This is a genomic window from Asanoa iriomotensis, assembly GCF_016862515.1.
Lineage (GTDB): Bacteria > Actinomycetota > Actinomycetes > Mycobacteriales > Micromonosporaceae > Asanoa > Asanoa iriomotensis.
The window spans coordinates 1-24,492 of the sequence record NZ_BONC01000067.1; the positions used below are offsets into that span (position 1 = coordinate 1).

A 24,492-nucleotide genomic window follows, 5' to 3' on the forward strand; every position below is an offset into this window, starting at 1 on the left:
TTGCCGTCGAGCACGTTGCCCGCCGGGTTGCCCGACGCCTGGTCACCGGCCGTGGCCGTCCAACCGGCGCGGGGCAGCGCCGGACCCGTGACCGGGCTGCCGAGCACCTTGATCTCGGCCGCCGACGACCACGGGCCGCGGTTGCCCGCCTCGGTGATGGCGGTCAGGCGGATGTAGCGCGCGTTGACGCTGGCGAAGGCGACGGTCTTGGTGGTCTTGGTGTCGCCCCACGTGCCGGTCGCGACCGGCGCGCTCCAGGCGGCGCCGTCGTTGCTGACCGCGATCGAGTAGCGGCCGATGTTGCCGTTCAGCGACGCGTCCTGCCGAGGCTGGTAGGTCAGGCCGTCGATGCCGTACGCGCCGCGCATGTTGATCGTGATGAAGTGCGGCAGCGCCTTGGCCGGCGAGAACTGCGAGTGCCAGATCGTCGTGGGCTTGCCGTCGAGCACGTTGCCCGCCGGGTTGACCGACTGCTGGTCGCTGGCCGTGGCCGTCCAGCCCGTCGCCGGCAGCGGCGCGGACTGCGCGACGAACGCCTCCGCGGGCGCCTCGTTCATGCCCGGCATCGACGGGTCGCCGGCCCGGTGCGCGGCGTGTGGGTCCACAGCGGACGAAGATCCGCCGCCCGGCCCGGGATCCCCGGCATAGCTGGGCATCGGCACCGCGAACAGGACGACGAACAGGACCGCGACGGGTACGAGACGACGCTCGTACGATCGCCCGAAGAAACGCTTCACCGGCCACTGTGCCATCGGCGAACACCCCCATGCGCCGAGAAAATGAGACCCGGCGGGGATGGACGCCGCCGGATAGATGGGTAAGGATCCCACCCGGCGGCGCCGCGGCAATCAGCTGAACAGATGGAAAACGGACGCCGGAATCGGCGCTAACTGAAGGTCAGCGGCGCTTGCTGAACGCCTCGTACTCCCGGACGATCTCGTCGGTGGGACCGTCGCCGCGGATGACGCCGGACTCCAGCCAGATCGTCCGCTCGCAGGTCTCGCGGATCGAGCCGATCGCGTGGCTCACCAGGAAGACCGTGCCGGCGGAGTCGCGCATCTCCTTGACGCGCTCCTCGCTGCGCTTGCGGAACTTCGCGTCACCGGTGGCCAAGGCCTCGTCGATCAGGAGGACCTCGTGGCTCTTGGCCGAGGCGATCGCGAACCGCAGGCGGGCCGCCATGCCGGACGAGTACGTCCGCATCGGCAGGGAGGCGAAGTCGCCGCGCTCGTTGATGCCGGAGTACTCGATGATGCCCGGCACCAGCGCGCGGGCCTCGGCGCGGCCCATTCCCATCGCCAGGCAACCGAGCAGCGCGTTGCGCTCGCCGGGCAGGTCGTTGAACAGGGCCGCGTTGACGCCGAGCAGCGACGGCTGGCCGGACGTGTAGACCGCACCGCGCTCCGGCGGCAGCAGGCCGGCGATCGCCCGCAGCAGGGTCGACTTGCCCGAGCCGTTGCTGCCGATCAGGCCGACGGCCTCACCCTCGTGCGCGACGAAGCTGACGCCCTTGACGGCGTACACCTCGCGGATCGTCGGTGCCCGGCTGCCGGTGACCATCCGGCGCAGGCCGGCGACCGGGCTGGTCGCGGCGCCGCCCGCGCCGTGGATCCGGTAGACGATGTGCACGTCGTCGACGATGACGGTCGGCTTCCCGTAGGGCGCCGGTGCCACTCGTGTGGTGACCTCGGTCTCATCCACGGCCGTACTCCTGTTCCCCGCGCCAGAAGAAGATGTAGCCGCCGACGGCGATGAGCACGGTCCATACGACGGCGAGTGTCCAGAGTTGCCCGACCGGGGAGGCCAGCGGCACGTCCTCCATCAGGGCGTGCCGGGCCAGCTCGATGTAGATCAGCAGCGGGTTGGCCGTGACGATGGTGTTGGCCCAGCCCGGCAGGTGCGCCTCGAAGTTCTGGACGCTGTAGAGCACGCCCGAGCCGTACATCCAGGTCCGCATGACGAACGGGATGATCTGCTTGAGGTCGGTCAGCTTCGCGCCGAGGCGGGCCATCGCCAGCGCCAGGCCGGCGTTGAACAGCGACTGCAGCACCAGGGTCGGGATCAGCAGCAGCCACTGGAGGGTGATCGGCTCACCGGTGATCAGCACGATGCCGACCAGCACGATGATCGACGAGACGAGATTCTGGAACTGCGTCAGCATGACCGCGATCGGCAGCACCGCCCGGGGGAAGTGCAATGCCCGGATGAGGCCGAGGTTCGCCACGATCGACGACGTGCCCTGCTGCACCACGGCCGAGGTGAACGTGAAGACGAACAGGCCCGTGCACAGGTAGGCGATGAAGTTGTCGACCTGGTGGCGGGTGTTCAGCACGACGCCGAAGATCAGGAAGTAGACGCCCGCGTTGGCCAGCGGCGTCAGGATCTGCCAGAGCTGGCCGAGCCGGGCGGTGCTGAACGCGACGACGACCTTCGCGTTCGCGTACTCGGTGATGAAATGCCGATAGGTCCACAGCTGTTTGGTGTACGCCAACAGGTTGGGGCGGGCGCCGGCGACGTGGAGCCCGTGCCGGGCCGCCAACTGCCGCAGCTGCAGATCCGAGCCAGGCTCGGTGACTGCGGTATCGGCCATGCTGGTCACTCCATGTGATCACGCGAAAACGGTCATGGCATCGCCGTCGGGGCGCGATCCCCGCTCGACACCAGGAGAGGCTAGCGGCGCCCACGTCGCGACGCAACCGTACCGTCGCTACGCTATATTGCCCTGGTGACGATCGAGAGTAGACGCTCCGTGGCGGGTGCCGCCGTGCTGCGGGGTGAAATTACCACCGCCCTCCGGAGCGCCCTGCTGGAGGAGCTAGCGGCCAACGGCTATGGGCGACTGTCGATCGAAGCGGTGGCCCGGCGCGCCGGCGTCGCCAAGACCGCGGTCTACCGCCGCTGGAACGCGAAGATCGACATGGTCCTCGAAGTGGTGGCCGAGTTCGCCGGCCGCAAGTTCTCGCTGCCCGACACCGGCAGCCTGCACGGTGACCTCGGGCTCGTGCTGCACATCCTGGCCGCCGCCCTCGAACACCCGCTGGCCTCGCAGATCATCCCGGACCTGCTGGTGGAGGCCGGTCGCGACCCCAAGATCGCGGAGGCGCTCCAGCGCACCCAGCGGGCGATCCAGGACGAGGTCGGCGTCCCCCTGATCAAGCGGGCGATCGAGCGGGGCGAACTGCCCGCCGACACCGACCCGGACCTCGCCATCGACCTGGTCGTCGGGCCGATCTACTGGCGGCTCACGGTCGCGCGCCGCCCGCTGTCCCCCGACGATCTCGCCCAGCTCATCGACGCCACCGCGGCCGCGCTGACCGCCGGAGCGCCAGGGCCACCCGACCGGACGAACTGACCATGCCCACACAACACGGCGTTAGCCCACACGGGTTAGGGTCGTGCCGGCCACCCCGCCCCCACAAAACAGGGTCGACCAGAAGGAATCCCTCATGACCGAACCCAGTCAGAACCCGATCCCCCCGGCTCGGCCGGTGATCGGCGAACGCGAGATCGAAGCGGCCGTCCGTGTGCTGCGCAGCGGCATGGTGGTCCAGGGCCCGGAGGTGGCCGCGTTCGAGCAGGAGTTCTCGGAGCTCGTCGACGGCCGGCACTGCGTCGCCGTCAACTCGGGCACCTCGGCGCTGCAGCTCACGCTGATGGCCATGAACCTCGGCCCGGGCGACGAGGTGATCGTGCCCTCGTTCTCCTTCGCCGCCACCGCCAACGCGGTCCGCCTCGTCGGCGCCACGCCGGTCTTCGTCGACATCGAGCGGGACAGCTTCAACATCGACCCCGACGCCGTCGCGGCCGCGATCACCCCCCGCACCGCCGCGATCATGCCGGTCCACCTGTACGGCCACCCGGCCGCGATGGACAAGATCATGGAGATCGCCCGGCGCCACGACCTCGCCGTCGTCGAGGACGCGGCCCAGGCGCACGGCGCCTCGCTGCACGGCACGCCGGTCGGCGCGTTCGGCCTCGCGGGCTGCTTCAGCTTCTACCCCACCAAGAACATGCATTCGCTCGAGGGCGGCATGATCACCACCGCCGACGCCGGTTTCGCGCGCACCCTGCGGCTGCTGCGCAACCAGGGCATGGAGCAGCGGTACGCCAACGAGATCGTCGGCGCCAACATGCGGCTGACCGACGTGGCCGCCGCGATCGGCCGGGTGCAGCTGACCCAGCTCGCGGGCTGGACGCAGCGCCGGCAGGAGAACGCCAAGGTGCTCGACTCGCGGATCACCACGATGACCGTGCCGCCGGTCGCGGACGGTGCCCAGCACGTCTACCACCAGTACACGGTGCGGGTGCCGGGCGACCGCGACGCCGCACAGGCCCACCTCAAGGAGCAGGGCATCGGCAGCGCGGTCTACTACCCGACGCCGATCCACCGCCTCAAGCCGTTCCTCGACGCCGACGGCAAGCCCGGCCCGTGGGACCTGCCGGAGACCGAGCGCGCCGCGACCGAGGTGCTCTCGCTGCCCATCTTCCCGACGCTGACGGCGGCCGAGCTCGACCGGATCGCCGACGCCGCCAACGGCACCGGAGGTGCCCGATGACCGGATCCGTCCTGCGCGCCGGCCTGATCGGCATGGGCGCGATGGGTCGCAACCACGCCCGCATCCTGATGGGCCTGGACGGCGTCGATCTGGTCGCCGTCGTCGACCCGGCGGGCGACCCCACCGGCTCGCTTCGCGGTGTGCCCGTGCTGCCGACCGTGACCGACCTGGTCACCCGGGGCATCGACTACGCGGTGGTCGCGTGCCCGACCGGCCTGCACGAAGAGGTCGGCCTGGAGCTGGCTGCCAACGGCGTCCACGCCCTGATCGAGAAGCCGCTGGCGCCGACCGTCGAGGCCGGCCGCCGGCTGGTCGAGGCGTTCGAGTCCGCTGGGCTCGTCGCGGGCGTCGGCCACATCGAGCGCTACAACCCGTCGCTGCAGAGTCTGCGCACGCGGCTCGAAGCCGGTGAGCTGGGCCAGGTGTTCCAGGTCGTCACCCGCAGGCAGGGCCCGTTCCCGGCCCGCATCGCCGACGTCGGCGTGGTCATGGACCTCGCCACGCACGACATCGACCTGACCGCCTGGGTGACCGGGCAGGCCTACACCTCGATCGCGGCGCACACGGCGTTCCGCAGCGGCCGCCAGCACGAGGACATGGTCACCGCGGTCGGGCAGCTGGCCAACGGCACGATCGTCAACCACCTGGTCAACTGGCTGAGCCCGTTCAAGGAGCGGTCGACGGTGGTCACCGGCGACCGCGGCTCCTTCGTGGCGGACACGCTCACGGCCGACCTGACGTTCTACGCCAACGGCGCGTTCGGCACCGAGTGGGAGGCGCTGCGCGCGTTCCGCGGCGTCGCCGAGGGTGACATGATCCGCTACGCCATCCCGAAGCGGGAGCCCCTGCTCGTCGAGCACGAGCGGTTCCGCGACGCGGTGGAGGGCAAGGAGAGCGACATCGTCACACTCCGGCAGGCCCTGCGCACGGTCGAGGTGGCGGCCGGTGTCCTCGACTCGGCCAAGCGCGGCGTCACCGTCCCGCTATGACCACGTCGCGCGGCCGGATCGTGATGATCGTCGACAACGGCGTCGTCGGCGACTCGCGCGTGCAGAAGTCCGCCCGGTCGGCCGCCGACCTGGGCTGGGACGTCGTGCTGCTCGGCGTGCTGGGCGGCGGCTCGACCCGTGAGACGTGGCGCATCGGGGACGCCGAGGTGCGGCTGCTGCGGGTCGGGCGCGGCCTGGGCCGGCCGCCGACGCAGTGGCAGCGCTCGCTGCGGCGGCCGTTCGCCTACCCGCCGGGCTACCAGGCTGGCTACCGGGTCCAGAAGATCAAGGCCCGCCAGGCCGCCCTGCGCGAGCGGTGGACGGCGTTGGAGGTGCGCGGCGGAGCCGCACGGGTGGCGGCCGGCAAGGCCGTCCTTGTGCCGCCGCGCGCGCTGGCCAAGGCGACGGCGCTGTGGGTCCGGTTCCGGGCCCGTGAGCTGCGGCGGCTCAAGGACGCCCGGGAGAACACCGCGGCGCCGATGACGAAGCTGTCGATCACGGCGTGGCAGAAGCTCCTGGGCAACCGGGCCTGGCGCCGGCTGGACCCAGGGCTCTGGGACTACGAGCTCGCCTTCGCCCAGGCGATCGACGACCTCAAGCCGGACATCGTCCACGCGCACGATTTCCGCATGGTCGGCGTCGGCGTACGCGCACGGATGCGGGCCCGGGCCGCCGGCCGCAAGACCCGGCTGCTGTGGGACGCGCACGAGTTCGTGGCCGGGATCAACGGCCGGCCCGACAACCCGCGCTGGCTGCCAGGTCAGGTGTCGTACGTCGCGGAGTACGCGCCGGCGGCCGACGCCGTCGTGACCGTGTCGGACACCCTCGCGGAGCTCCTCCAGGAGACGCACGGGCTGCCGGCGCGACCCCGGGTCGTGCTCAACGCGCCGGCCGCGGACCCGCCGGAGAAGGACCCGGCCGTCCCGACCCCGGACCTGCGCGCGCTGTGCGGTGTCGGGCCGGGCACACCGCTGCTCGTCTACAGCGGGGCGGTCAACCCGTCGCGCGGCGTCGACGTGATGGTGTCGGCCCTCACCCAGCTCCCCGACGTGCACGTCGCGCTCGTGACGCTGCACCCCAGCGTCAGCGTGCCGGCCGCCGACGCGCTGGCGGAGAAGGCGGCGGAGCTCGGGGTCGCCGACCGCGTGCACCTGCTGCCGTACGTGCCGCACTGGCAGGTCTCGGAGTTCCTCTCCGCGGCCACCGTCGGGGTCGTGCCGATCCTGCACAACCTCAACCACGAGCTCGCGCTCATCACGAAGTTCCTCGAGTACGCGCACGCCCGCCTGCCGATCGTGGTCAGCGACGTGCGCACGATGGCGGAGACCACCCGGGCCACCGGCCAGGGCGAGGTGTTCCGCGCGGGCGACGTCGACGACTACGTCCGCGCCGTCAAGGCCGTGCTGGCCGACCCGGAGCGCTACCGGGCCGCCTACGACAAGCCCGGCCTGCTCGACGGCTGGACCTGGGAGGCGCAGACCCGGGTGATCGACGAGACTTACACCGACCTGATGGCCCGCTGACCACGTCAGCGGGCCGTCAGGCCCTTACGGCTTGAAGATCGGGTCGTAGGTCGGCGCCACGACGTCCCAGTCGTAGGTGGCCAGCGCGTGGTCGGCGGCGGCCTGGCCCGCCGCCCGCCACGCCTCGTCCGTGGCGGTCAGCGCCAGGATCCGCTGCGCCGCCTCGGCCGGCGTGCCGACCACCCACTCGTCCGGGAACACCGTCCGCGCGCTGTGCGCCCGGCCCGCGAAGAACGGCCAGTCGCGCACGACCGGAACGGCGCCGCTGGCCGCACCCTCGACGAGCGCGCAGTGGAAGCTCTCGCGCACCGAGGTGCTGAGGATGACACCGACCTCGGTGAGCACCTTCGGGATGTCGTCGCGCTGGCCCAGCCGGCGCACGGCACCCAGCCCCTCGAGCTCGGCGAGGTCGCGCTCGAAGGCCGTGCAGTATTCCTTGGCCGCCGCGCTCGCGTCCGGGCTCGGCTCCTTGCCGACCAGCACCAGGTTGTAGCGCTCGTCGGCGCGGCGCAGCTCCCGCAGTACCTCCAGCGCCCACCGGGGGTCCTTGGCGATCGCGCCGATGCCGACGAGGCCCAGCGTGAAGCGCGCGTCCGGCGTCTTCTCGGCCGGGTAACGCCGCAGGTCCATCGCGTTGGTCAGCACGTGCAGCCGGGGCGCGCCCGGACCGGTCAGCCGCGGCACGGCCGCCACGGCCAGGTCCCGCAGGTGCTCGGAGACGAAGACCATGTCGTCGACGCGGGAGAAGTCGACCAGGTGCGGCCACCAGGTGAAGGCCTCGAAGCTGTGCAGGCGCACGACGACCCGGGTGGTGCCGGGGTCGATCAGGCTGAGCAGGCCGGCGGGCACCGCGCACCAGTCGACGAACACGGTGTCGGCCCACTCCATGTCGGGACCGAAGAGCTGCTGCGCCTCCTGGCCGTACTTGGACTGGCCCATGAGCCGGTGCGCGATCAGCTTGGCCCGGCCGTTGTTGAGGAACGAGCGCACCGGCGTGCCCGGCGACATGTCGAGGTGGCGGGTCTCCACGTCCGGCATGGCGTCGTACCGTTCGCGGATCGGGGTGAGGAAGTTGTCGTTGAGCCCCGTCAGGAACAGCAGCCGCGGCGGCCGGCCGACCGGCGCCTCCGCAGGGGTCTCGCGGCCGTTCGCGGCGGCGAGCCGGCGCCCGACCGCACTGTCGTGCAGCGGCGCGAGGAACCCGGCCGGGTCGTCGCTGAGCGGCGACGACAGGCGGTCGTAGTGCAGGACCCGGTGGAACAGCAGGTCGAGCGCCCGCCCGACGACCGGCGGTGCCTGCCCGGGGTGGCTGCCGGTGTGCAGGGCCTCGGCGCGGGCCAGCTCGCCCTTGACGACGTCGCGCAGGGTCGGCGGGACGCGGCCGGCGGCCAGATCGCGGTCGACCGCCGGGCCGAGCAGCGCCGCACGGGCGCGTGCGTCGGTCACCTTCGGCACCACCCGCTCGGCCATGGCCATGGCGGCGCCCGGCTTGCCGGCCTTGATCATGCTGCCCTGCAGGCGCAGGGCCAGCGCGGCCCGGCGCCGCTCGGGGATGCCGGGCGCGGCGGCCGCGACCCGCCACATGCTCCGCACGGGGCTGACCGTCATCGCGCGGCGACCGGTCGCGGCCATGCCGGCGAGCCTGGCCGCGGCGCTCGCGCGCCGCGCCGCGTCGCCCGCGAGCACCGCCGGGGACGGTGCGGACGGCAGCGCGGACCGCTTGGCCGGCTCCGGGCGGGCCCGCCGGTCGTCGAGGGCCTTGAGGGCCGGTGTCAGCCCGAACACCGCGTCCGCGCGCCGGTTGCGCTGGGCGAGCTGCCACACGGCGTGCACGGCGTTGTTGTCGAGCGCGACGAGGATCTCGGCGGACCGGGCGTGGCGGCGGACCCACGGATCGTGGGAGGCGCGCATCCACACCTGCACGGGGCGCGCGGCACCGCGCACCAACTGCCGGAAGACCAGGCCGCCGGACCGGCCGTCCTCGCCGATGTTGCGGGTCTCCGCCAGGTCAGCGGGGATCTCCAGCCCGGACGGGTCGAAGTCGCAGGCCAGGGTGACCGTCGCCCCGCCGTCGCGCAGCTTGGTCAGCGCGTCGACGAGCACGGTCGGTCGGGTCGGTCGCGATCCCGCCACGAGCAGCACGTTGGTCACTGGTGGCCCTCCCCGGCCGCCTGGCGCGAAACGGTCGCACCGCCCGATCGGATCAGTTCGGTGACCTCGCGGACCGCCGGCTCCAGCTGCGTGTCGCGGGCGTAGCGGTCGGCCGTGCGCCGGGCCGCGGCCCGGTCGGCGTCGGAGGTCTCGACGGCCTTGTGCGCGGCCAGCCGGAAGGCGTGCGCCAGGCCCGCCGCGTCCATGGCGGGCGGGCCGGCCCAGAGCGGGTAGTCGGCGAGGACCGTGGCGGCGTCGTGCTCGACCTCGTGCGCCGAGACGACCGGCAGGCCGGCCGCCATGAACTCGTAGACCTTGCCGGAGGTCATGTAACGCCCGCCGGTGACCATCAGGACCAGGGCGTCCCAGCGCGCGTACGCCTGTGCGACCTCGGCCTTGGGCACCGGGCCGCCGAACGTGACGCCGTCGGCCGCGGCCGCCCGCAACGCCTCCATGTGTGGATTGTCCTCGCGAGCCCAGCCGGCGCCGACATGGCCGCGCACCTCGAACCGGGCACCGGCCAGCAGCGGCTCGCTCTCGCGGGCCGCGTGCCAGCCCTCGAGCGTCGCCTTCAGCAGCGGCAGCGGCAGGTTGAGCGCGCCGAGATAGCCGAACGTGAGCCCGGCGCCCGGGTCGGGCCGGTGCGGCTCCGCCGGGATGCTGTCGCGGTCGAAGCCGTTGCGGACCACCCGCACCCGGGGCGCCACGTCGGGGTAGCGCTCGCGGTACCACTCGGCGATCGGCTCGTTGACGCACCAGAAGGCCGCCGCGTCGCCCAGCAGCTTGGCCTCCCACCCGCCGGACACCGAGTCGCGGGTGAACGCCTCGCCGCCGTTGATGACGTCGACCGACCAGCCGTCGCGGAAGTCGACCACGTAGGGAACCCGGTGCTCCTGCCACAGCCGCCAGGTCGCGGCGAGGTTGACGTAGGGCACGCAGGTGGCCACCAGCAGGTCGGCCGGGCGCTCCCGGTGCAGGCGCAGGACGGCCTGCTCCAGGGCCGGCCGCCAGCTGCCGAAGACCGGCTCCGGGAAGAGCTTGAGGGACTGCTGCCGCTGCTGGTAGATCCAGTCGCGGGGGCGCAGGCTCCGGGCAGCCGAGAATTTGCGGATGTCGGTCTCGAGGTCGGCGCGCTCCAGCGGCAGCTCGACGATCGTGATGCGCGGGTCGACACCGGCGCTCAGCGTGTGGTCGAGGCCATATTCTCGCTCCCACGACTCCTGGCGGATCGTGACGACCGTGACGTCCCAGCCCGCGGCGGCGAACTGGTTGGCCGTCTCGCGCATCCGGTAGGCCGAGCTCTTGGCGGCCGGCGGGAACCCGATGGCCAGGTAGATCACGTGCGGCCGGGATCCGGTCGAGTCAGGCGACCGGTGGACGAGGTTGGTGGCGCTGCGCTCCATCAATGCTGACGATCCTGCCCGGGTAGACGAAGGTACGTTAATGTAGCCGACCGCCGGACCGTGCGATGACCGCGACCACCCGTCCCTAGAGCGTGAGGGGAACCACCGCCATGAAGCCCGCCATCGATCGCGGACGCATCGTGATGCTCGTCGACAACGGCGTCCACGGCGACTCGCGGGTCCAGAAGACGGCCGCCTCGGCCGCCGCCGCGGGCTGGGACGTCGTGCTGCTCGGCCGGGGAGCCGCGCAGACCTGGCAGCTCGGTGACGCGCAGGTGCGCCTGGTGCCCACGCCGTCCCCGCTGGCCAAGGGGTCGCACACCGCCCGCCGGCGCTGGCTGCGGGGTCCGCTGGGCTACCCGCCCAGCGGCATCGCACCGATCCGCGCCCAGAAGGTCAAGGCGTGGCAGGCCGACCTGCGCACGCGCCGGGCCGAGGCGACGCTCGCGAAGGCCGGCGGCCTGCGCCCGCGGCTGCTGGCCGCCGAGTCGGCGCTGGCCAAGGTGACCAGCCGCTGGGTGTCGTTCCGCTACTGGCAGCTCAACCGCAAGCCGCGCACCTTCCACGGCCCCTGGGACCGCACGGTGACCCGCATGTGGCAGGCCACCATGGGCGACCGGGCCTGGCGGCGGCTGGCGCCCCACCTGTGGGACTTCGAGCTGGCCTTCGGCCCGGAGATCGACAAGCTGAAGCCCGACCTGATCCACGCCAACGACTTCCGCATGCTGGGCGTCGGCGCCCGGGCCGCGCTGCGCGCCCGCGCCGCCGGGCGTGACGTGAAGCTCGTCTGGGACGCGCACGAGTTCGTGCCGGGCATCCGGCCGCTGCCGCAGAACGCCCGCTGGAACCCGGCGATCCAGGCCCACGAGCGCGAGTACGCGCCGTACGCCGACGCCGTGGTGACCGTCTCCGACAACCTCGCCGAACTGCTGCGCAAGGAGCACGGCCTGGCGGTCACGCCGACCGTGGTGCTCAACGCCCCCGCCGGCCTGTCCGCGGCGGCCGCCGACGCGCCCGACCTGCGCGCGGCGTGCGGGCTCGGTCCGGGCGTGCCGCTGGTCGTCTACAGCGGCGCCGCGGCTGTCCAGCGCGGCCTCGACATCATGGTCGAGGCGCTGCCGACCCTCGGCGACGTGCACGTGGCCTTCGTGGTCAACGCGCCGACCGAGGCGTACGTGAGCGGGCTGGTCGCCCGGGCCGAGAAGCTCGGCGTCGCCGACCGGCTGCACGTGCTGCCCTACGTCCCGCACGACCAGGTCGTCCGCTTCCTGTCCAGTGCCGATGTCGGAATCATCCCGATTCACCACTGGCCCAACCACGAGATCGCGCTGATCACGAAATTCTTCGAGTACGCGCACGCGCGCCTGCCCATGGTCGTCTCCGACGTGCGCACCATGGCCGAGACCGTCCTCGCCACCGGCAACGGCGAGGTGTTCCGCGCCGAGGACCTCGACGACTTCGTGCGCGCCGTCCGGGCCGTGCTGGCCGACCCCGCCCGCTACCAGGTCGCCTACGACAAGCCCGACCTGCTCGAGACGTGGACCTGGGAGCGGCAGTTCGCGATCCTCGACGAGACCGTCTACGCCCGCCTGGCGTGACGCGTCACGGCGACCACTTCCAGACCAGCGCCAGGTAGGTCCCGTACCAGGCCGAACCGAGGGCGAGTGCCACGAGCACGATGACTTTCGTGCTCGTCAGCGCCTTCGACAGCCCGACCGCGACCGGAATCAGCAGCGTGAAGACCGGGATCAGGTAACGGGCCTTGCCCTGCTGGCCGCCGGCCGCGCCGGCCAGGAAGACCAGCATCACCACGGTGTAGACGACGATCGGCAACGGCGGGCGCTGCACCAGCAACAGCGCGGCGAGCACCACCGCCACGAACATCGAGAACACGATCACGTAGAAGGCGAGCATCTCGCCGCGCTGGGTCAGCACCTGGTAGACCGTGCGGACCGTGTCGGGGCCGCCGTCGAAGGAGACGTTCCAGCCTTCCTTCTGCATGTAGAAATAGCCGTCCGCCCGGCCGAGTCGGGCGCCGACCCAGGCGAGATAGCCGACGTAGCCGAGCGGGGCCAGGGCGCCCGCGACCCAGGGGCGCCACCCGCCCCGGCGCCGCACGATCGCGACGAGCGCGCAGATCCCGACGGCGGCGATCAGCGCGACGGCGACCGGCCGGGTCAGCCCGGCGAGCAGGCACAGCACGCCGGCGGTGAGCCATTGCTCACGCAGCAGCGCGTAGAGGCACCAGGCGGCGAAGGCGGTGAACAGCGACTCGCTGTAGCCCATGCTCTCGACCAGCGCGTGCGGGATGACGCCCCAGAGGATGGCCAGCAGGATGCCGGTGGTCCGGTTCCACATGTGCGTGCCGACCAGGTAGATGCCCCAGGCGGCGGCCAGGCCCGCGAGCCACGCGACGATCACCGCGCCCGCCAGGGAACCGACACCCGGCAGGAAGGTGAAGACCTTGATCAGGGCCGGGAACGCCGGGAAGAACGCCAGGTTCGAGGGTTTCAGGTCGCCGTCGGGACCGACCGGGATCGTGGCGTCGTAGCCCACGTCGACGATCCTGCGGTAGGAGGTGGCGTCGAACCGGCCGGCCAGCAGCCAGGAGAGGTCGGTGCCCTGCCGGTGGGCCATCACCCACAGGACCAGGATCCCGAAGGCCCGGACGATCAGGTAGCCGATGACCGCGGGCGCGGCGGCCGACAGGGCCGAGCGGGCTCGGTCGCGCCAGGATCGGGTGGGCTGCGTCTCGTCCGCCGCCTCGCCCGTGCCCGTGTCTACTGTCGTCAGTGCGCCCATGGCCAGAGACCATAGCCGAGCACTTCTCGGCTCATGGGGGCCGTCCGGTGGGATCCCGTCCGGTCTGATCCCGTCCGGCTCTATTTTCGGGTGCGCTCTCCGGCTTGGTAGCCTCACGACGATCGAGCACCCCCATATCGCTCGGAAGGCGAAAAGACCGGTATGGCAGCAGACGCAGCCTCTGCACGCCCCGGCGGCCGCCGCGTTGTCATGCTGGTCGACAACGGCGTCCACGGCGACTCCCGCGTACAGAAGATCGCCCGGTCGGCGGCCGACGCCGGCTGGGAGGTCGTGCTGCTCGGCCTGACGGCCGGGGACCCCTCGACCTGGCGGCTGGGCGATGCGGATGTCCGGTTGCTCCCGATGCCGGACCCGCTGGCCCGGGGCTCGGCCCTGCGGCGGACCGCCGTGCGGTTCCTGCTGCGCCGGTCGGCCGGCCCAACACCCACACCTGCCACTGCCCCCACTCCTGTCCCCGCCCGGCGGGGCGCTCGCGCGATCGCCTTCGGCGCCGTGCGCCGCGCCATCCGCCCCTACGAGCGCGCGCGCACCGCGTTCTGGCTGCGGGCACGGGGCGACCGGGCCTGGCGCCGGCTCGAGCCGGCGCTGTGGGACTACGAGGAGGTCTTCGGGCCGGTCGTCGACGCGCTGGCGCCCGACCTGATCCACGCGCACGACTTCCGGATGCTCGGCGTCGGCGCCCGCGCCAAGGCCCGCGCCGCGGCGGTCGGTCGCCGGGTCCACCTGGTCTGGGACGCGCACGAGTTCCTGCCGGGCATCAAGCCGCGGCGGGACAACCCCCGCTGGCTGCCCGCACACCGGGCCCACGAGCGCGAGTACGCGCCGTACGCCGACGTGGTCATGACCGTCTCCGGCAACCTCGCCGAGTTGCTGCGTCAGGAACACGGCCTGGCCGTCACGCCGACCGTGGTGCTCAACGCGCCGCTGGCCGGCACGTCCGCCGACGCACCCGACCTGCGCGCCCTCTGCGGTATCGATGCCGCGACCCCGCTGCTCGTCTACAGCGGCGCCGCCGCACCGCAGCGCGGCATGGACATCATGGTCGAGGCGCTGCCTCGGCTCGCCAGTGCCCACGTCGCGTTCGTCGTCAACGCCGACACCGATCCTTACGTGCGGCGGCTGGTCACCCGCGCGGCCGCACTGGGCGTCGCCGACCGGCTGCACGTGCTGCCCTACGTACCGCACGACCAGGTCGTCCGCTTCCTGTCCGGCGCCGACGTCGGGGTGATCCCGATCCACCACTGGCCCAACCACGAGATCGCGCTGATCACCAAGTTCTTCGAGTACGCGCACGCACGCCTGCCCATGGTCGTCTCCGACGTACGCACGATGGCCGAGACCGTCCGCGCCACCGGCAACGGCGAGGTGTTCCGCGCCGAGGACCTCGACGACTTCGTCCGCGCCGTCCGCACCGTGCTCGCCGACCCCGCCCAATATCGGGACGCGTACGACAAACCGGATGTTCTCGACAGCTGGACGTGGGAACGGCAGGCGGTCGTGCTCGACGACGTATACCGGGCCTTGCTGGCCGGGAGCGCGCGATGACCGGGCCGGCCGTGACCGTGGTCGTCGCCGTCTACAACGTGATGCCCTACCTCACCCGCTGCCTCGAGTCGCTGGTCGCCCAGACCATCGGCCCCGGCCAGCTCGAGGTCGTCGCGGTCGACGACGGCTCCACCGACGGCAGCGGCGCCGAGCTCGACCGCTTCGCCCGGCTCCACCCCGCGATTTTCACGGTGCTGCACCAGGCCAACTCCGGCGGCCCGGCGGTGCCGAGCAACCGGGCGCTCGACGCGGCCAACGGACGCTACGTCTTCTTCCTGGGCGCCGACGACTACCTCGGCCCGGAGGCGCTCGAACGCCTCGTCACCACCGCCGACCGGCTGGGCTCCGACGTGGTGCTCGGTCGGGTCGTCGGTGTCAACAGCCGGCACGTCGACCAGTCCGTCTTCGCGGCCGACGCCGACGACGTCGACCTGTTCGACTCCGCGCTGCCGTACGCGATGGCCAACACCAAGCTGTTCCGCCGGGCGCTGATCGAGAAGCACGGCCTGCGCTTCCCCGAGGACATGCGGGTGCTCAGCGACCAGCCGTTCACGCTCGAGGCCCTCTTCCACGCCGAGCGCATCTCGGTGCGCGCGGACTACGACTACTACTACGCCGTGCGCCGGCTCGACTCGAGCAACGTCAGCTACGGCAGCCGGCAGCACGTACGCGTCGAAGCCCTGACTCAGCTCATGGCGTTCATCGCGGCGCTGGTGCCCGCCGGCGAGCGCCGGGACGCCATCCTGACCCGGCATTTCCGCTGGGAGCTGACCGCCCTCGTCGGCGACCAGCTCCGCACGGCCGACCACGACTCGCTGGACGGGCTCGTCGCCGGCATCGGCGCGCTGGTCCGCGAGTACCTCACCGACCGCATCCGGGCCCGGCTCGGCGCCGAGACGCGGGTGCGGCTCGCGCTCGCCGCGCACGGCGACGCCGCCGCGCTGGTCGCGGTCATCCGCCAGGACGCCGAGGTCGGCGTCCCGGCCACCGTGGTCGACGGCGGCCGGTCCTACGCGGCCTACCCGGGCTTCCGCGCGGCCGGCGGCCCACCCGACGCCTGCTTCGACGTGACGGACGCGCCCGACTGGCCCGCCAAGCTCGACGTGACCGGCGTCACCTGGGCCGGCGGCCCGCGCCGCCGGGTGCTCGAGATCCGCGGCCGCAGCCCGCGCCCGGACCTGGCGGATCCCGTCGTGCTGGGCGCCGGCGACCTCACCGGGCCCGCGGACGTGACCCACGACGGCGACGGCACCCGGGTGCTGGCCACGCTCTCCGCCGCCGAACTGCTCGCCACCAGCTCCGTGCGCGGTGAGCGCCGCGCGCTCAAGGCCACGGTCGGTGCCGGCACGGCGCCGCTGCGTGCTCCCGGCTTCCGGGCTCCACGCCCCATGGTCCGGCGCAAGGGCGCACGCGTGTACGTTTTGGCCGTCACGCTCGACCACATCGGCCAGGTCATGATCGGCGTCACGCCGGTGAGTCCCCGCCGGGTGGTCGCCCACCTCAAGCGCGTCAAACTTCGTCTAGGAAAGTAGGCCCGTGAACATCTGCGTCGTCGCCCTGGGGAAGATCGGCCTGCCGCTGGCCGTACAGTTCGCGTCGAAGGGCCACCGGGTCATCGGGGCCGACGTCTCCAAGCGGGTCGTCGACCTGGTCAACGAGGGGATCCCGCCGTTCCCGGGCGAGGCCGACCTCGACACCAAGCTCGCCAAGGCGGTGGCCGAGGGCCTGCTGTCGGCGACCACCGACACCGCGGCCGCGGTCGCCGAGTCGGAGGCGGTGGTGGTCGTCGTGCCGCTGTTCGTCGATGCCGAGGGCGTGCCGGACTTCGGCTGGATGGACGACGCGACCAAGTCGATCGCGGCCGGGCTGCGCCCCGGGACGCTGGTCAGCTACGAGACGACGCTGCCGGTCGGCACCACCCGGGAGCGGTGGGCGCCGATGCTGGCCGAGGGCTCGGGCCTGACCCCCGGCGAGGACTTCTTCCTGGTCTTCAGCCCCGAGCGGGTGCTCACCGGCCGGGTCTTCGCCGACCTGCGCAAGTACCCGAAGCTGGTCGGCGGCATCGACGCCGAGTCGGCCGAGCGCGGCGTCCGCTTCTACGAGTCGGTGCTCGACTTCGACGACCGCCCCGACCTCCCCCGGGCCAACGGGGTGTGGGACCTCGGCTCGGCCGAGGCGTCGGAGATGGCCAAGCTGGCCGAGACGACCTACCGCGACGTGAACATCGCGCTGGCCAACCAGTTCGCGCGGTTCGCGGACACCGCCGGCATCGACGTCATCAAGGTCATCGAGGCGTCGAACTCCCAGCCCTACAGCCACATCCACCTGCCCGGCATCGCGGTCGGCGGCCACTGCATCCCGATCTACCCGCGGATGTACCTGTGGAACGACCCGCAGGCCACGGTCGTGCGCACGGCGCGCGAGGCCAACGCCGGCATGCCGGACTACGCGGTCAGCCTGCTCGCCGAGGCGTACGGGGACCTGACCGGCGCCGACGTGCTGGTGCTCGGTGCCGCCTACCGCGGCGGGGTCAAGGAGACGGCGTTCTCCGGCGTCTTCCCGACCGTCGAGGCGCTGCGGGCCCGGGGCGCGAACCCGTACGTCGCCGACCCGATGTACACCGTCGAGGAGCTCAAGGCGCACGGCCTGCCGCCGCACGAGGGTCAGCCGGTCACCGCGGTCGTCATCCAGGCCGACCACGCCGAATACAAGACGCTCGCGGCCGCCGACCTGCCCGGCGTGCGGGTGCTGGTCGACGGCCGGCGGGTGACCGACCCCGCCCGCTGGGACGGGGTCGAGCGGATCGTGATCGGCGGCTGACTACGCGGTCGGGGGACGCTCGGGGTCGCGCGAGACGATCTGACCCTTGGCGTCCACCCAGCCCTTCGGCCGGGCCGGGTTGCCGGCCACCAACTGGTAGGGCGCGACGCTCTTCGTGACGACCGAGCCCGCCGCGATCATGGCGTACTCGCCGATCTCGACGCCGCACACCAGCGTGGCGTTCGCGCCGATCGAGGCACCCCGGCGGACGACCGTCGGGGTGATCTCCCAGTCGGGGTTCTGCGCCCGGGGGCGCAGGTCGTTGGTGAACACCGCGCACGGGCCGACGAACACCTCGTCCTCGATCGTCACGCCCTGGTAGACGGAGACGTTGTTCTGGATCTTGACGAGGTCGCCGACCACCGCGCCGGCGTCGACGTAGACGTTGCGCCCGATCACGCAGTTCGCGCCGATCGTCGCCGAGGAACGGATGTGGGCGAGGTGCCAGACCTTCGTGCCGGCACCGATCTTCGCCCCCTCGTCGACCTCGGCGGAGGGGTGGACGAACACGTCGGGGGCGGCATCACTATTCATGCCGCCCGACGATAGTGGCCACCCCTCCCGGCGCGTCTAGCGGGCCTGCGCGGCGAGCCAGTCGGTCAGGTGGACCGCGCCGGGGCGGTAGTCGCCGATCGGGACGACCGTCTCGTCGGTCTGCACCTGCCCGAAGTACGTAGCGGCCGGGTCGGCCACCACCGTGCGGTGATCGCCCTTCGCGGCCAGCGCCTGCCGGATCGCCTGGTCGAACCCGAGCCGGTCGGGGCCGGCCGTCTCGACCGCGCCGTTGACCGGCGGGGCGACGGCCGCGTCCGCGACCGCGCGCGCCACGTCCGCGGAGGCCATCGGCTGGAAGGCCACCGGCGCGATGTGCACCGCGCCGCCGTCGGTCGCGGAGTCGGCGATCGCCCCGAGGAACTCGAAGAACTGCGTCGCACGGACGATGGTGTACGGGACGCCGCCCGCGGCGATGAGCTTCTCCTGCGCGACCTTCGCCGGCAGGTACGTGCTGTCCGGGCTCCGATCGGCGCCCACCACCGACAGCGCGACGTGGTGACCCACCCCGGCCGCCTTCTCGGCGGCGAGCAGGTTGCCAGTCGACGCACGGAAGAACGCCAGCACGTCGTCCGGCGCGAAGGACGGCGAGTTCGTCACGTCGACCACCACGTCGGCACCGGCCACCGCGCCGGCCACGCCCTCACCGGTCACCGTGTTGACACCGGTGGACGGCGACTGCGCGACCACCTCGTGCCCCGCCTGCCCCAACAGCCGCACGACCTGCGACCCGATCAGGCCCGTACCACCGAAAACCACGATCTTCATCTCGACACCCCTCGCTTCAGCTTCTCCCGACGCCGTCGGGCGCCGCACCCGCTTCGACCGGACAGCCCGCTGGTTTGTGACGGGAAGGGGCTGATGTGACAGCCGTCTCAACCGGTAAGGTATGGGCGTGATCTCCGCGGCCGCCTTCGCTCGCTGGATCACTCCGCCGCTCCCGCTCTACGGCGACGACCACAAGCGCGGCGACTTCGCTCCCTGAGGCACGGGCGTCACCCCGTGTCCGCGTTCATCCCTCGACATCCGGGAGCGATGTCCTATGTCCACAGTCACGACCACCCCGTCGCCGCTCGGCATCAAGGCCGTTCTGCGCACGCCGCGCGTGCCCACCCTGCTCGCCTCGAGCCAGGTCGGCCGGCTGCCGTTCGGCGCCGCACCGCTGGCCCTGCTGCTGTTCGCCCGTGAGTCCGTCAGCCTGGCCCTCGCCGGCCTGGTCGTCGCCGCCTACACCGCCGGCATGGCTGTCAGCGCGCCGCTGCTCGCCCGCTCCGTCGACCGCTGGCGGCAGCCACCCGTCCTCTTCGGATCATCGGCGCTGTCGGCGGTCGGCTTCCTGACCGTCGTCGCCGGCGGTGGCGACCTGCGGATGACCCTGGCCGGTGCCGCGCTGGCGGGCCTCGGCACGCCGCCGCTGGAGGCGTGCCTGCGCGCGCTCTGGCCGGCACTGGTCCCGAAGGACGCGGTCGCCGCTGCGTACACATTGGACATCGCTCTCCAAGAAGTGATCTTCGTGGTCGGACCGCTGGTCACGTTGAGCGCGGTCGCGGTCGGCGGTCCCTCGGCGGGCCTCGTCGCGGCGGCCACCTGCCAGCTCGCGGGCGCGGTCGTGTTCGCGGTCTCGCGCCCGGTGCGGGTCTGGCGCGGCGAGCCCGCGACCCAGCGGCACTGGGCGGGTCCGCTGCGGGTCGGCCGGTTCGTCGTGCTGGTGGTGGGCGTGGTCTGCGTCGGCGCGGCGGTGGGCAGCCTGCCGGTCGCGATCACCGGGTACGCCGAGGCGGCCGGCGACCGTGGGCTCAGCGGCTGGCTGCTCGCCGCCCAGGCGGCCGGCGCGCTGGCCGGCGGTCTCGTCTACACCCGGGTCAGGCCCGGCCGCGGCACCGGCCGGCTGCCGGTGCTGGCGGCCTGCTTCGCGATCGGCTACCTGCCGCTGGTGCTCATGCCCGGCCTCGGCGTGATGGCGGCGCTGGTGGCGGTGAGCGGCCTCGCGCTGCCGCCGCTGCTGACCGCGGTCTTCCTCACCACGGACGACCTCGCACCGGCGGGCACGGTGGTGGAGGCGTTCGCGTGGATCATGACCGCGTTCACCGTCGGCAGCGCCACCGGTGCGGCGCTGACGGGCCCGCTCGCGGCGGCCGACCTGCGCGCCGGCTTCGCCTTCGCGCCGATCCTCGGCCTGGCGGGCGTCGCCGCGATGACCGCCGTACACCGTCAACGGTCTTCGTAGTTGATCAGTGCTCGTCGTAGTGGCCCTGGTGGGCCGCGTGCCGGTGGTCCTCGTGCAGGTAGTCCACGTGGTCGCCGTGGTCCACCGCCGGGTGACCGCACCCGTCGCCGTGGACGTGGGTGTGCGGCTCGGCCTCGACATGGTCGTTGACCGAACACTCCTCCCAGTGGTCACCGTGCCGGGTGTGGGCGTGCCCGTCGTGCAGGTAGTCGATGTGCCCCTCGTGCGGCAGCCCGACGTGCCCGCAGCCGTCGCCGTGCTGGTGCTGGTGCGGTTCGGACCGCGGGTGCTCGGCGGCGTCGCACTCGTCGTAGTGCCCGTCGTGCGAGTGGTGGCGGTGCCCGTCGTGCAGATAGTCGATGTGGCCGACGTGCTCGAACGCCTCGTGGCCGCAGTCGATCCCGTGGATGTGCGCGTGTTTCTGGGTGTGCGCGTGGTGCTCGATGGTGGTCGACATACCTCACCCCCCGGGTCACGCATGTCCGGTTCTAGGCAATTATCCCACCGCGCGGCGGCCGGCTGGAGCTATTCGAACCGGGACGGGTCACCGGCACCGCGGCGCAGGACGACCGGCTCGTCGTCGCTCCAGTCGACCACCGTCGTCGGCGTCGTGCCGCAGTCGCCGGCGTCGACCACCGCGTCGACCACGTGGTCGAGCCGTTCCTTGATCTCCCAGCCCTGCGTCATCGGCTCCTCGTCGCCCGGCAGCAGCAACGAGCTCGACACCAGCGGCTCGCCGAGGGCCGCGAGCAGCGCCTGCGTCACGACGTGGTCCGGGATGCGGACGCCGACCGTGCGCTTGCGCGGGTGCCGCAACCGCCGCGGCACCTCCTTGGTCGCCGGCAGGATGAACGTGTAGGAACCCGGTGTCGCGGCCCGCACGGCCCGGAACCGCGCGTTGTTGACCTGCACGAACTGGCCGAGCTGACCGAAGTCGCTGCACACGAGCGTGAAGTGGTGGCTGTCGTCGAGGTTTCGGATGCGCCGGATCCGCTCGACACCGTCGGCGTTGCCGAGCCGGCAACCCAGGGCGTAGAGCGAGTCGGTGGGGTACGCGACGAGCCCGTCACCGCGAACGAGGTCGACCACCTGCCCGACCGCCCGCGGTGCGGGGTTCTGCGGATGCATGTCGAAGTACCTGGCCACGGCGGCAGCGTACGCTGCCGCCGTGCGGTTGTTCGGACGGGATTCCGAGTGCACCACCCTGGACGGGCTTCTCGCCGAGGGGCGGTCCGGGCGCAGCGCCGCCCTCGTGCTGCGCGGCGAGGCCGGAGTCGGCAAGACCGCGCTGCTCGGGTACGCACGGCGTGACGCACCCGACGCCCACGCGATCAGCGGCGTCGAGGGCGAGGCCGACTTCCCGTACGCCGGCCTGCACCGCCTGCTCCTGCCCCTGCTGCCGCGACGCGACCGGCTGCCGGCGCGCCAGCGGGCGGCCCTGGAAGTCGCCTGTGGACTGACCGACGGCCCGCCCGCCGACCTGTTCCTCGTCAGCCTCGCGGCGCTGACGCTGCTGGCCGACGAACGGCGGCTCTTCGTCGTCGACGACGCGCAGTGGGTCGACGCCGAGTCCTTGCGCGCGCTGGCCTTCGTCGGGCGCCGGCTGCACGCCGAGGGTGTGGTGCTGCTGTTCGGCCTGCGTCCCCGACCCGGCGACCCGGACCACCTCGCCGGCCTTCCGGTCCTGGACGTCGCCGGCCTCCCCGCCGAGGCGGCGACCCGCCTGCTCGCCGACGTGGTCGGCGCGCCGGTCGATCCGGAGCTGGCGCGTCGCGTCGCGGCGGCCACCGGCGGCAACCCGCTGGCCCTGACCGACCTCGCCCGCGAGCTCACCGCGGCCCAACTGCGCGGCGCGGCGGCGCTGCCGGACCCGGCGCCGATCGGCAGCCGCCTGGAGGCGCACTACTCGGCCCGGATCCGGGACTACCCCGCCGAGACCCGGGCCTGGCTGCTGCTGGCCGCCGCCGACGCGGGCCGGGCCGCCACGACCCTGGCGGCGGCCGAGCGGCTCGGCGTCAGCGCGGCGGCCGCCGGACCGGCCGAGGCCGACCGGCTGGTCACCGGCTCGCCGCCCGTCGAGTTCCGGCATCCGCTGGTCCGCTCGGCGGTCTACGGCAGTGCGGCACCGGCCGAGCGGCGGGAGGTGCACGCCGCGCTCGCCGCCGTGACCGACGCGCCGGCCGACGCCGACCGCCGGGCCTGGCACCTCGCCGCCGCCGCCACCGGACCCGACGAGTCCGTGGCCGCCGAGCTCGAGCGCGGAGCCGGCCGGGCCGCCGACCGGGGTGGCCACGCCGCCCGCGCCGCCCTGCTGGCCAGGGCCGCCGAGCTGACCGGCGACCCGCGCCGGCGGGCGGCCCGGCTGGTCCGCGCGGCCGAGGCGGCGCAGGTGGCCGGTGCCCCGGCCCGGGCGCTGCACCTGCTGCGGGAGGCGGACCCCGCGGACCTCGACGACGCCGGGCGGGGCACGGCGCTGGTGATCCGGGCGAACGCGCCCGTCACCGCGGGCGTGCCGCAGGCCAACCTGCGGGCGTCCGCGGTCTGCCTGGCCGCCGCCGAGGCGTTCGGCACCGCGCACCCGGAGCAGGCCCACGCCGCGGTGCTGCACGCCATCGAGCACGAGATCACCGTCGAGGACCTGATGCTGGACACCACCGCGACCGAGCTGGCCGCCGCGGCCGCCCGGCTCGCGGGTGACCGGCCCAGCAGCCTGGCGGAGCTGCTGCTCGCCGGCTGGGCGGCCGTCGCGGCCGGCGGCATCCCCGGTGGCGCGCCCGCCGCGCGCCGCGCGGTCGACGCGGTCACCGATCCGCGCCTGCCCGAGGCCGAGCTGCTCCCGCATCTGGTGGTGGCGGTCTACCTGTGCACGCTGCTCTGGGACGACCGCGCGCGACAGTCCATCCTGGACCGTGGCGAGGCGGCCGCCCGCCGCAGCGGCGCGCTGCCCACGCTGGGCGTCATTCACTTCATGTCGGTGCTCAGCGACACCGCGCTCGGCCGGCTCACCGAGGCTGACCGGCACGACACGGCCGGCATCCGGCTGCGCCGGGCCATCGGGATCACGAGCGAACGCGACTGGGTGTGGCGGCATCCCGAGCTGGCCGCCTGGCGGCTGGGTCGCGACGAGCGTGACGCGCTGCTGCCGACCCTGGGGCTCCTGGACAAGGTCGGCCTCGCCTCGATGTCGTCGCTGACCCGGCACAGCCTGGCGGTGCTCGACATCGGGTACGGCGACTACGCCGCGGCCCGGGACCGGCTGCTCCCCTTGGCCCGCGTGGGTTCCGGGCGCTACGCGCGCGTCCTGCCGGACCTGGTGGAGGCCGCGCTGCGGGCCCGGGACCGCGCGGCGGCCGAGGCGGCCTGCGCGCAGCTCGAGGTCGCGGCCCGGCACAGCGGCACGCCGTGGGCACGGGGCCTGCTGCACCGCTCCCGCGCGCTGCTCGCCGGGGCCGACGACGCGGGGCGCCTCTACGACCGGGCCGTCGACGAGCTGGGCGCGACGCTCGCGCACGGCGACCTGGCCCGGGCGCACCTGCTGCACGGCGAGTGGCTGCGCCGCCGACGCCGGCGGCGGGACGCCCGCGAGCGGCTCACCACCGCGCTGGAGATGTTCGAGGCCGTGCGGGCCGGCGCGTACGCGGACCGGGCGCGGCGGGAGCTGGCGGCGCTGGGCGAGACCGTCGGGCCGGCCGCGCCGGAGAAGGACGACCTGACCCCGCAGGAGGCGGCGGTCGCGCGGCTGGCGCGGGCCGGCGCCACGAACGCCGAGATCGCCGCGCACCTGTTCCTGAGCGCGAGCACCGTCGACTATCACCTACGCAAGGTCTACCGGAAGCTCGGCGTCGCCTCCCGGCGCCAGCTCCGGAACGTGCTGCACGACTGACTACGCGTCGCGCGGGATTC

The 24,492-nt window shown here is 73.1% G+C and carries 20 protein-coding genes; 10 read left to right on the forward strand and 10 right to left on the reverse strand.

Annotated elements, in window-relative coordinates; genetic code table 11:
- From Air01nite_RS32755 to Air01nite_RS32765, 3 genes are all read right to left on the reverse strand, one after another.
- Window positions 1–752, reverse strand: a 752-nt coding sequence (locus Air01nite_RS32755) for a discoidin domain-containing protein (protein WP_203707234.1), incomplete at its 3' end; no start/stop codon positions are given.
- Window positions 753–897: 145 nt separating this feature from the next.
- Complete coding sequence (locus Air01nite_RS32760; RefSeq protein WP_239091127.1) at window positions 898–1,701, reverse strand: ABC transporter ATP-binding protein; 804 nt, start codon at window positions 1,699–1,701, stop codon at window positions 898–900.
- Window positions 1,694–2,590, reverse strand: coding sequence for an ABC transporter permease (locus tag Air01nite_RS32765; RefSeq protein WP_203707235.1), 897 nt, complete (start codon window positions 2,588–2,590; stop codon window positions 1,694–1,696). The genes Air01nite_RS32760 and Air01nite_RS32765 overlap by 8 nt, the downstream gene beginning before the upstream one ends.
- Window positions 2,591–2,725: 135 nt before the next feature.
- On the opposite strand from Air01nite_RS32765, the gene Air01nite_RS32770 reads away from it, so the two are divergent.
- The 4 genes from Air01nite_RS32770 (at window position 2,726) to Air01nite_RS32785 (ending at window position 7,068) form a co-directional block, all read left to right on the forward strand.
- Complete coding sequence (locus tag Air01nite_RS32770; RefSeq protein WP_239091128.1) at window positions 2,726–3,352, forward strand: TetR/AcrR family transcriptional regulator; 627 nt, start codon at window positions 2,726–2,728, stop codon at window positions 3,350–3,352.
- A gap of 94 nt (window positions 3,353–3,446) precedes the next feature.
- On the forward strand, window positions 3,447–4,556 hold the full coding sequence (locus Air01nite_RS32775) for a DegT/DnrJ/EryC1/StrS family aminotransferase (RefSeq protein WP_203707236.1): 1,110 nt from the start codon (window positions 3,447–3,449) through the stop codon (window positions 4,554–4,556).
- Window positions 4,553–5,545: a Gfo/Idh/MocA family protein gene (locus Air01nite_RS32780; RefSeq protein WP_203707237.1), complete on the forward strand. Its 993-nt coding sequence runs from the start codon at window positions 4,553–4,555 to the stop codon at window positions 5,543–5,545. Before Air01nite_RS32775 ends, Air01nite_RS32780 begins: the two co-directional genes overlap by 4 nt.
- Window positions 5,542–7,068, forward strand: coding sequence for a glycosyltransferase family 4 protein (locus Air01nite_RS32785; protein WP_239091129.1), 1,527 nt, complete (start codon window positions 5,542–5,544; stop codon window positions 7,066–7,068). The genes Air01nite_RS32780 and Air01nite_RS32785 overlap by 4 nt, the downstream gene beginning before the upstream one ends.
- 24 nt (window positions 7,069–7,092) lie before the next feature.
- On the opposite strand, the gene Air01nite_RS41690 is transcribed toward Air01nite_RS32785, so the two are convergent.
- Window positions 7,093–9,219 carry a glycosyltransferase gene (locus Air01nite_RS41690; RefSeq protein WP_203707238.1) on the reverse strand — a complete coding sequence of 709 codons (2,127 nt, stop codon included), beginning with the start codon at window positions 9,217–9,219 and terminating at the stop codon, window positions 7,093–7,095.
- The gene (locus Air01nite_RS32795; RefSeq protein WP_203707239.1) at window positions 9,216–10,622 is read right to left on the reverse strand and encodes a glycosyltransferase; all 1,407 of its coding nucleotides are present in this window, start codon (window positions 10,620–10,622) and stop codon (window positions 9,216–9,218) included. Before Air01nite_RS32795 ends, Air01nite_RS41690 begins: the two co-directional genes overlap by 4 nt.
- A 143-nt stretch (window positions 10,623–10,765) precedes the next feature.
- Here Air01nite_RS32795 and Air01nite_RS32800 point away from each other — a divergent pair, with 143 nt between their 5' ends.
- Window positions 10,766–12,220, forward strand: a complete 1,455-nt coding sequence (locus Air01nite_RS32800) for a glycosyltransferase family 4 protein (protein ID WP_203707266.1) — start codon at window positions 10,766–10,768, stop codon at window positions 12,218–12,220.
- Window positions 12,221–12,224: 4 nt separating this feature from the next.
- Here the strand turns inward: Air01nite_RS32800 and Air01nite_RS32805 are convergent, their stop codons facing one another.
- The gene (locus Air01nite_RS32805; protein ID WP_203707240.1) at window positions 12,225–13,424 is read right to left on the reverse strand and encodes a glycosyltransferase family protein; all 1,200 of its coding nucleotides are present in this window, start codon (window positions 13,422–13,424) and stop codon (window positions 12,225–12,227) included.
- 162 nt (window positions 13,425–13,586) lie between these two features.
- Here Air01nite_RS32805 and Air01nite_RS32810 point away from each other — a divergent pair, with 162 nt between their 5' ends.
- The 3 genes from Air01nite_RS32810 to Air01nite_RS32820 are packed head-to-tail and all read left to right on the forward strand — an operon-like array spanning window position 13,587 to window position 17,810.
- Window positions 13,587–14,990, forward strand: a complete 1,404-nt coding sequence (locus tag Air01nite_RS32810; RefSeq protein WP_373310525.1) for a glycosyltransferase family 4 protein — start codon at window positions 13,587–13,589, stop codon at window positions 14,988–14,990.
- The gene (locus tag Air01nite_RS32815; RefSeq protein WP_203707241.1) at window positions 14,987–16,522 is read left to right on the forward strand and encodes a glycosyltransferase; all 1,536 of its coding nucleotides are present in this window, start codon (window positions 14,987–14,989) and stop codon (window positions 16,520–16,522) included. The genes Air01nite_RS32810 and Air01nite_RS32815 overlap by 4 nt, the downstream gene beginning before the upstream one ends.
- 4 nt (window positions 16,523–16,526) lie before the next feature.
- Window positions 16,527–17,810 carry a nucleotide sugar dehydrogenase gene (locus Air01nite_RS32820; RefSeq protein ID WP_203707242.1) on the forward strand — a complete coding sequence of 428 codons (1,284 nt, stop codon included), beginning with the start codon at window positions 16,527–16,529 and terminating at the stop codon, window positions 17,808–17,810.
- Here the strand turns inward: Air01nite_RS32820 and Air01nite_RS32825 are convergent, their stop codons facing one another.
- Window positions 17,811–18,344, reverse strand: a complete 534-nt coding sequence (locus Air01nite_RS32825; RefSeq protein WP_203707243.1) for an acyltransferase — start codon at window positions 18,342–18,344, stop codon at window positions 17,811–17,813. It abuts the gene before it with no gap.
- Window positions 18,345–18,380: 36 nt separating this feature from the next.
- Complete coding sequence (locus tag Air01nite_RS32830; RefSeq protein ID WP_203707244.1) at window positions 18,381–19,130, reverse strand: SDR family oxidoreductase; 750 nt, start codon at window positions 19,128–19,130, stop codon at window positions 18,381–18,383.
- A 274-nt stretch (window positions 19,131–19,404) separates the two neighbouring features.
- Between Air01nite_RS32830 and Air01nite_RS32835 the strand changes: the two genes are divergently transcribed.
- Window positions 19,405–20,589 carry an MFS transporter gene (locus Air01nite_RS32835; protein ID WP_203707245.1) on the forward strand — a complete coding sequence of 395 codons (1,185 nt, stop codon included), beginning with the start codon at window positions 19,405–19,407 and terminating at the stop codon, window positions 20,587–20,589.
- A gap of 4 nt (window positions 20,590–20,593) precedes the next feature.
- On the opposite strand, the gene Air01nite_RS32840 is transcribed toward Air01nite_RS32835, so the two are convergent.
- On the reverse strand, window positions 20,594–21,046 hold the full coding sequence (locus Air01nite_RS32840; protein WP_203707246.1) for a hypothetical protein: 453 nt from the start codon (window positions 21,044–21,046) through the stop codon (window positions 20,594–20,596).
- A 68-nt stretch (window positions 21,047–21,114) separates the two neighbouring features.
- On the reverse strand, window positions 21,115–21,735 hold the full coding sequence (locus tag Air01nite_RS32845; protein WP_203707247.1) for an L-threonylcarbamoyladenylate synthase: 621 nt from the start codon (window positions 21,733–21,735) through the stop codon (window positions 21,115–21,117).
- 22 nt (window positions 21,736–21,757) lie between these two features.
- On the opposite strand from Air01nite_RS32845, the gene Air01nite_RS32850 reads away from it, so the two are divergent.
- The gene (locus tag Air01nite_RS32850) at window positions 21,758–24,472 is read left to right on the forward strand and encodes an AAA family ATPase (RefSeq protein ID WP_239091130.1); all 2,715 of its coding nucleotides are present in this window, start codon (window positions 21,758–21,760) and stop codon (window positions 24,470–24,472) included.
- The last annotated feature ends 20 nt before the right edge of the window (window positions 24,473–24,492 follow it).

Bases quoted from the DNA above. Each gene is read 5' to 3' on its own strand.
- Air01nite_RS32765 (WP_203707235.1), bottom strand. From the start codon at position 2,590: ATGGCCGATACCGCAGTCACCGAGCCTGGCTCGGATCTGCAGCTGCGG.
- Air01nite_RS32775 (WP_203707236.1), top strand. From the start codon at position 3,447: ATGACCGAACCCAGTCAGAACCCGATCCCCCCGGCTCGGCCGGTGATC.
- Air01nite_RS32780 (WP_203707237.1), top strand. From the start codon at position 4,553: ATGACCGGATCCGTCCTGCGCGCCGGCCTGATCGGCATGGGCGCGATG.
- Air01nite_RS32785 (WP_239091129.1), top strand. From the start codon at position 5,542: ATGACCACGTCGCGCGGCCGGATCGTGATGATCGTCGACAACGGCGTC.
- Air01nite_RS32795 (WP_203707239.1), bottom strand. From the start codon at position 10,622: ATGGAGCGCAGCGCCACCAACCTCGTCCACCGGTCGCCTGACTCGACC.
- Air01nite_RS32800 (WP_203707266.1), top strand. From the start codon at position 10,766: ATGCTCGTCGACAACGGCGTCCACGGCGACTCGCGGGTCCAGAAGACG.
- Air01nite_RS32805 (WP_203707240.1), bottom strand. From the start codon at position 13,424: ATGGGCGCACTGACGACAGTAGACACGGGCACGGGCGAGGCGGCGGAC.
- Air01nite_RS32810 (WP_373310525.1), top strand. From the start codon at position 13,587: ATGGCAGCAGACGCAGCCTCTGCACGCCCCGGCGGCCGCCGCGTTGTC.
- Air01nite_RS32815 (WP_203707241.1), top strand. From the start codon at position 14,987: ATGACCGGGCCGGCCGTGACCGTGGTCGTCGCCGTCTACAACGTGATG.
- Air01nite_RS32825 (WP_203707243.1), bottom strand. From the start codon at position 18,344: ATGAATAGTGATGCCGCCCCCGACGTGTTCGTCCACCCCTCCGCCGAG.
- Air01nite_RS32830 (WP_203707244.1), bottom strand. From the start codon at position 19,130: ATGAAGATCGTGGTTTTCGGTGGTACGGGCCTGATCGGGTCGCAGGTC.
- Air01nite_RS32835 (WP_203707245.1), top strand. From the start codon at position 19,405: ATGTCCACAGTCACGACCACCCCGTCGCCGCTCGGCATCAAGGCCGTT.
- Air01nite_RS32840 (WP_203707246.1), bottom strand. From the start codon at position 21,046: ATGTCGACCACCATCGAGCACCACGCGCACACCCAGAAACACGCGCAC.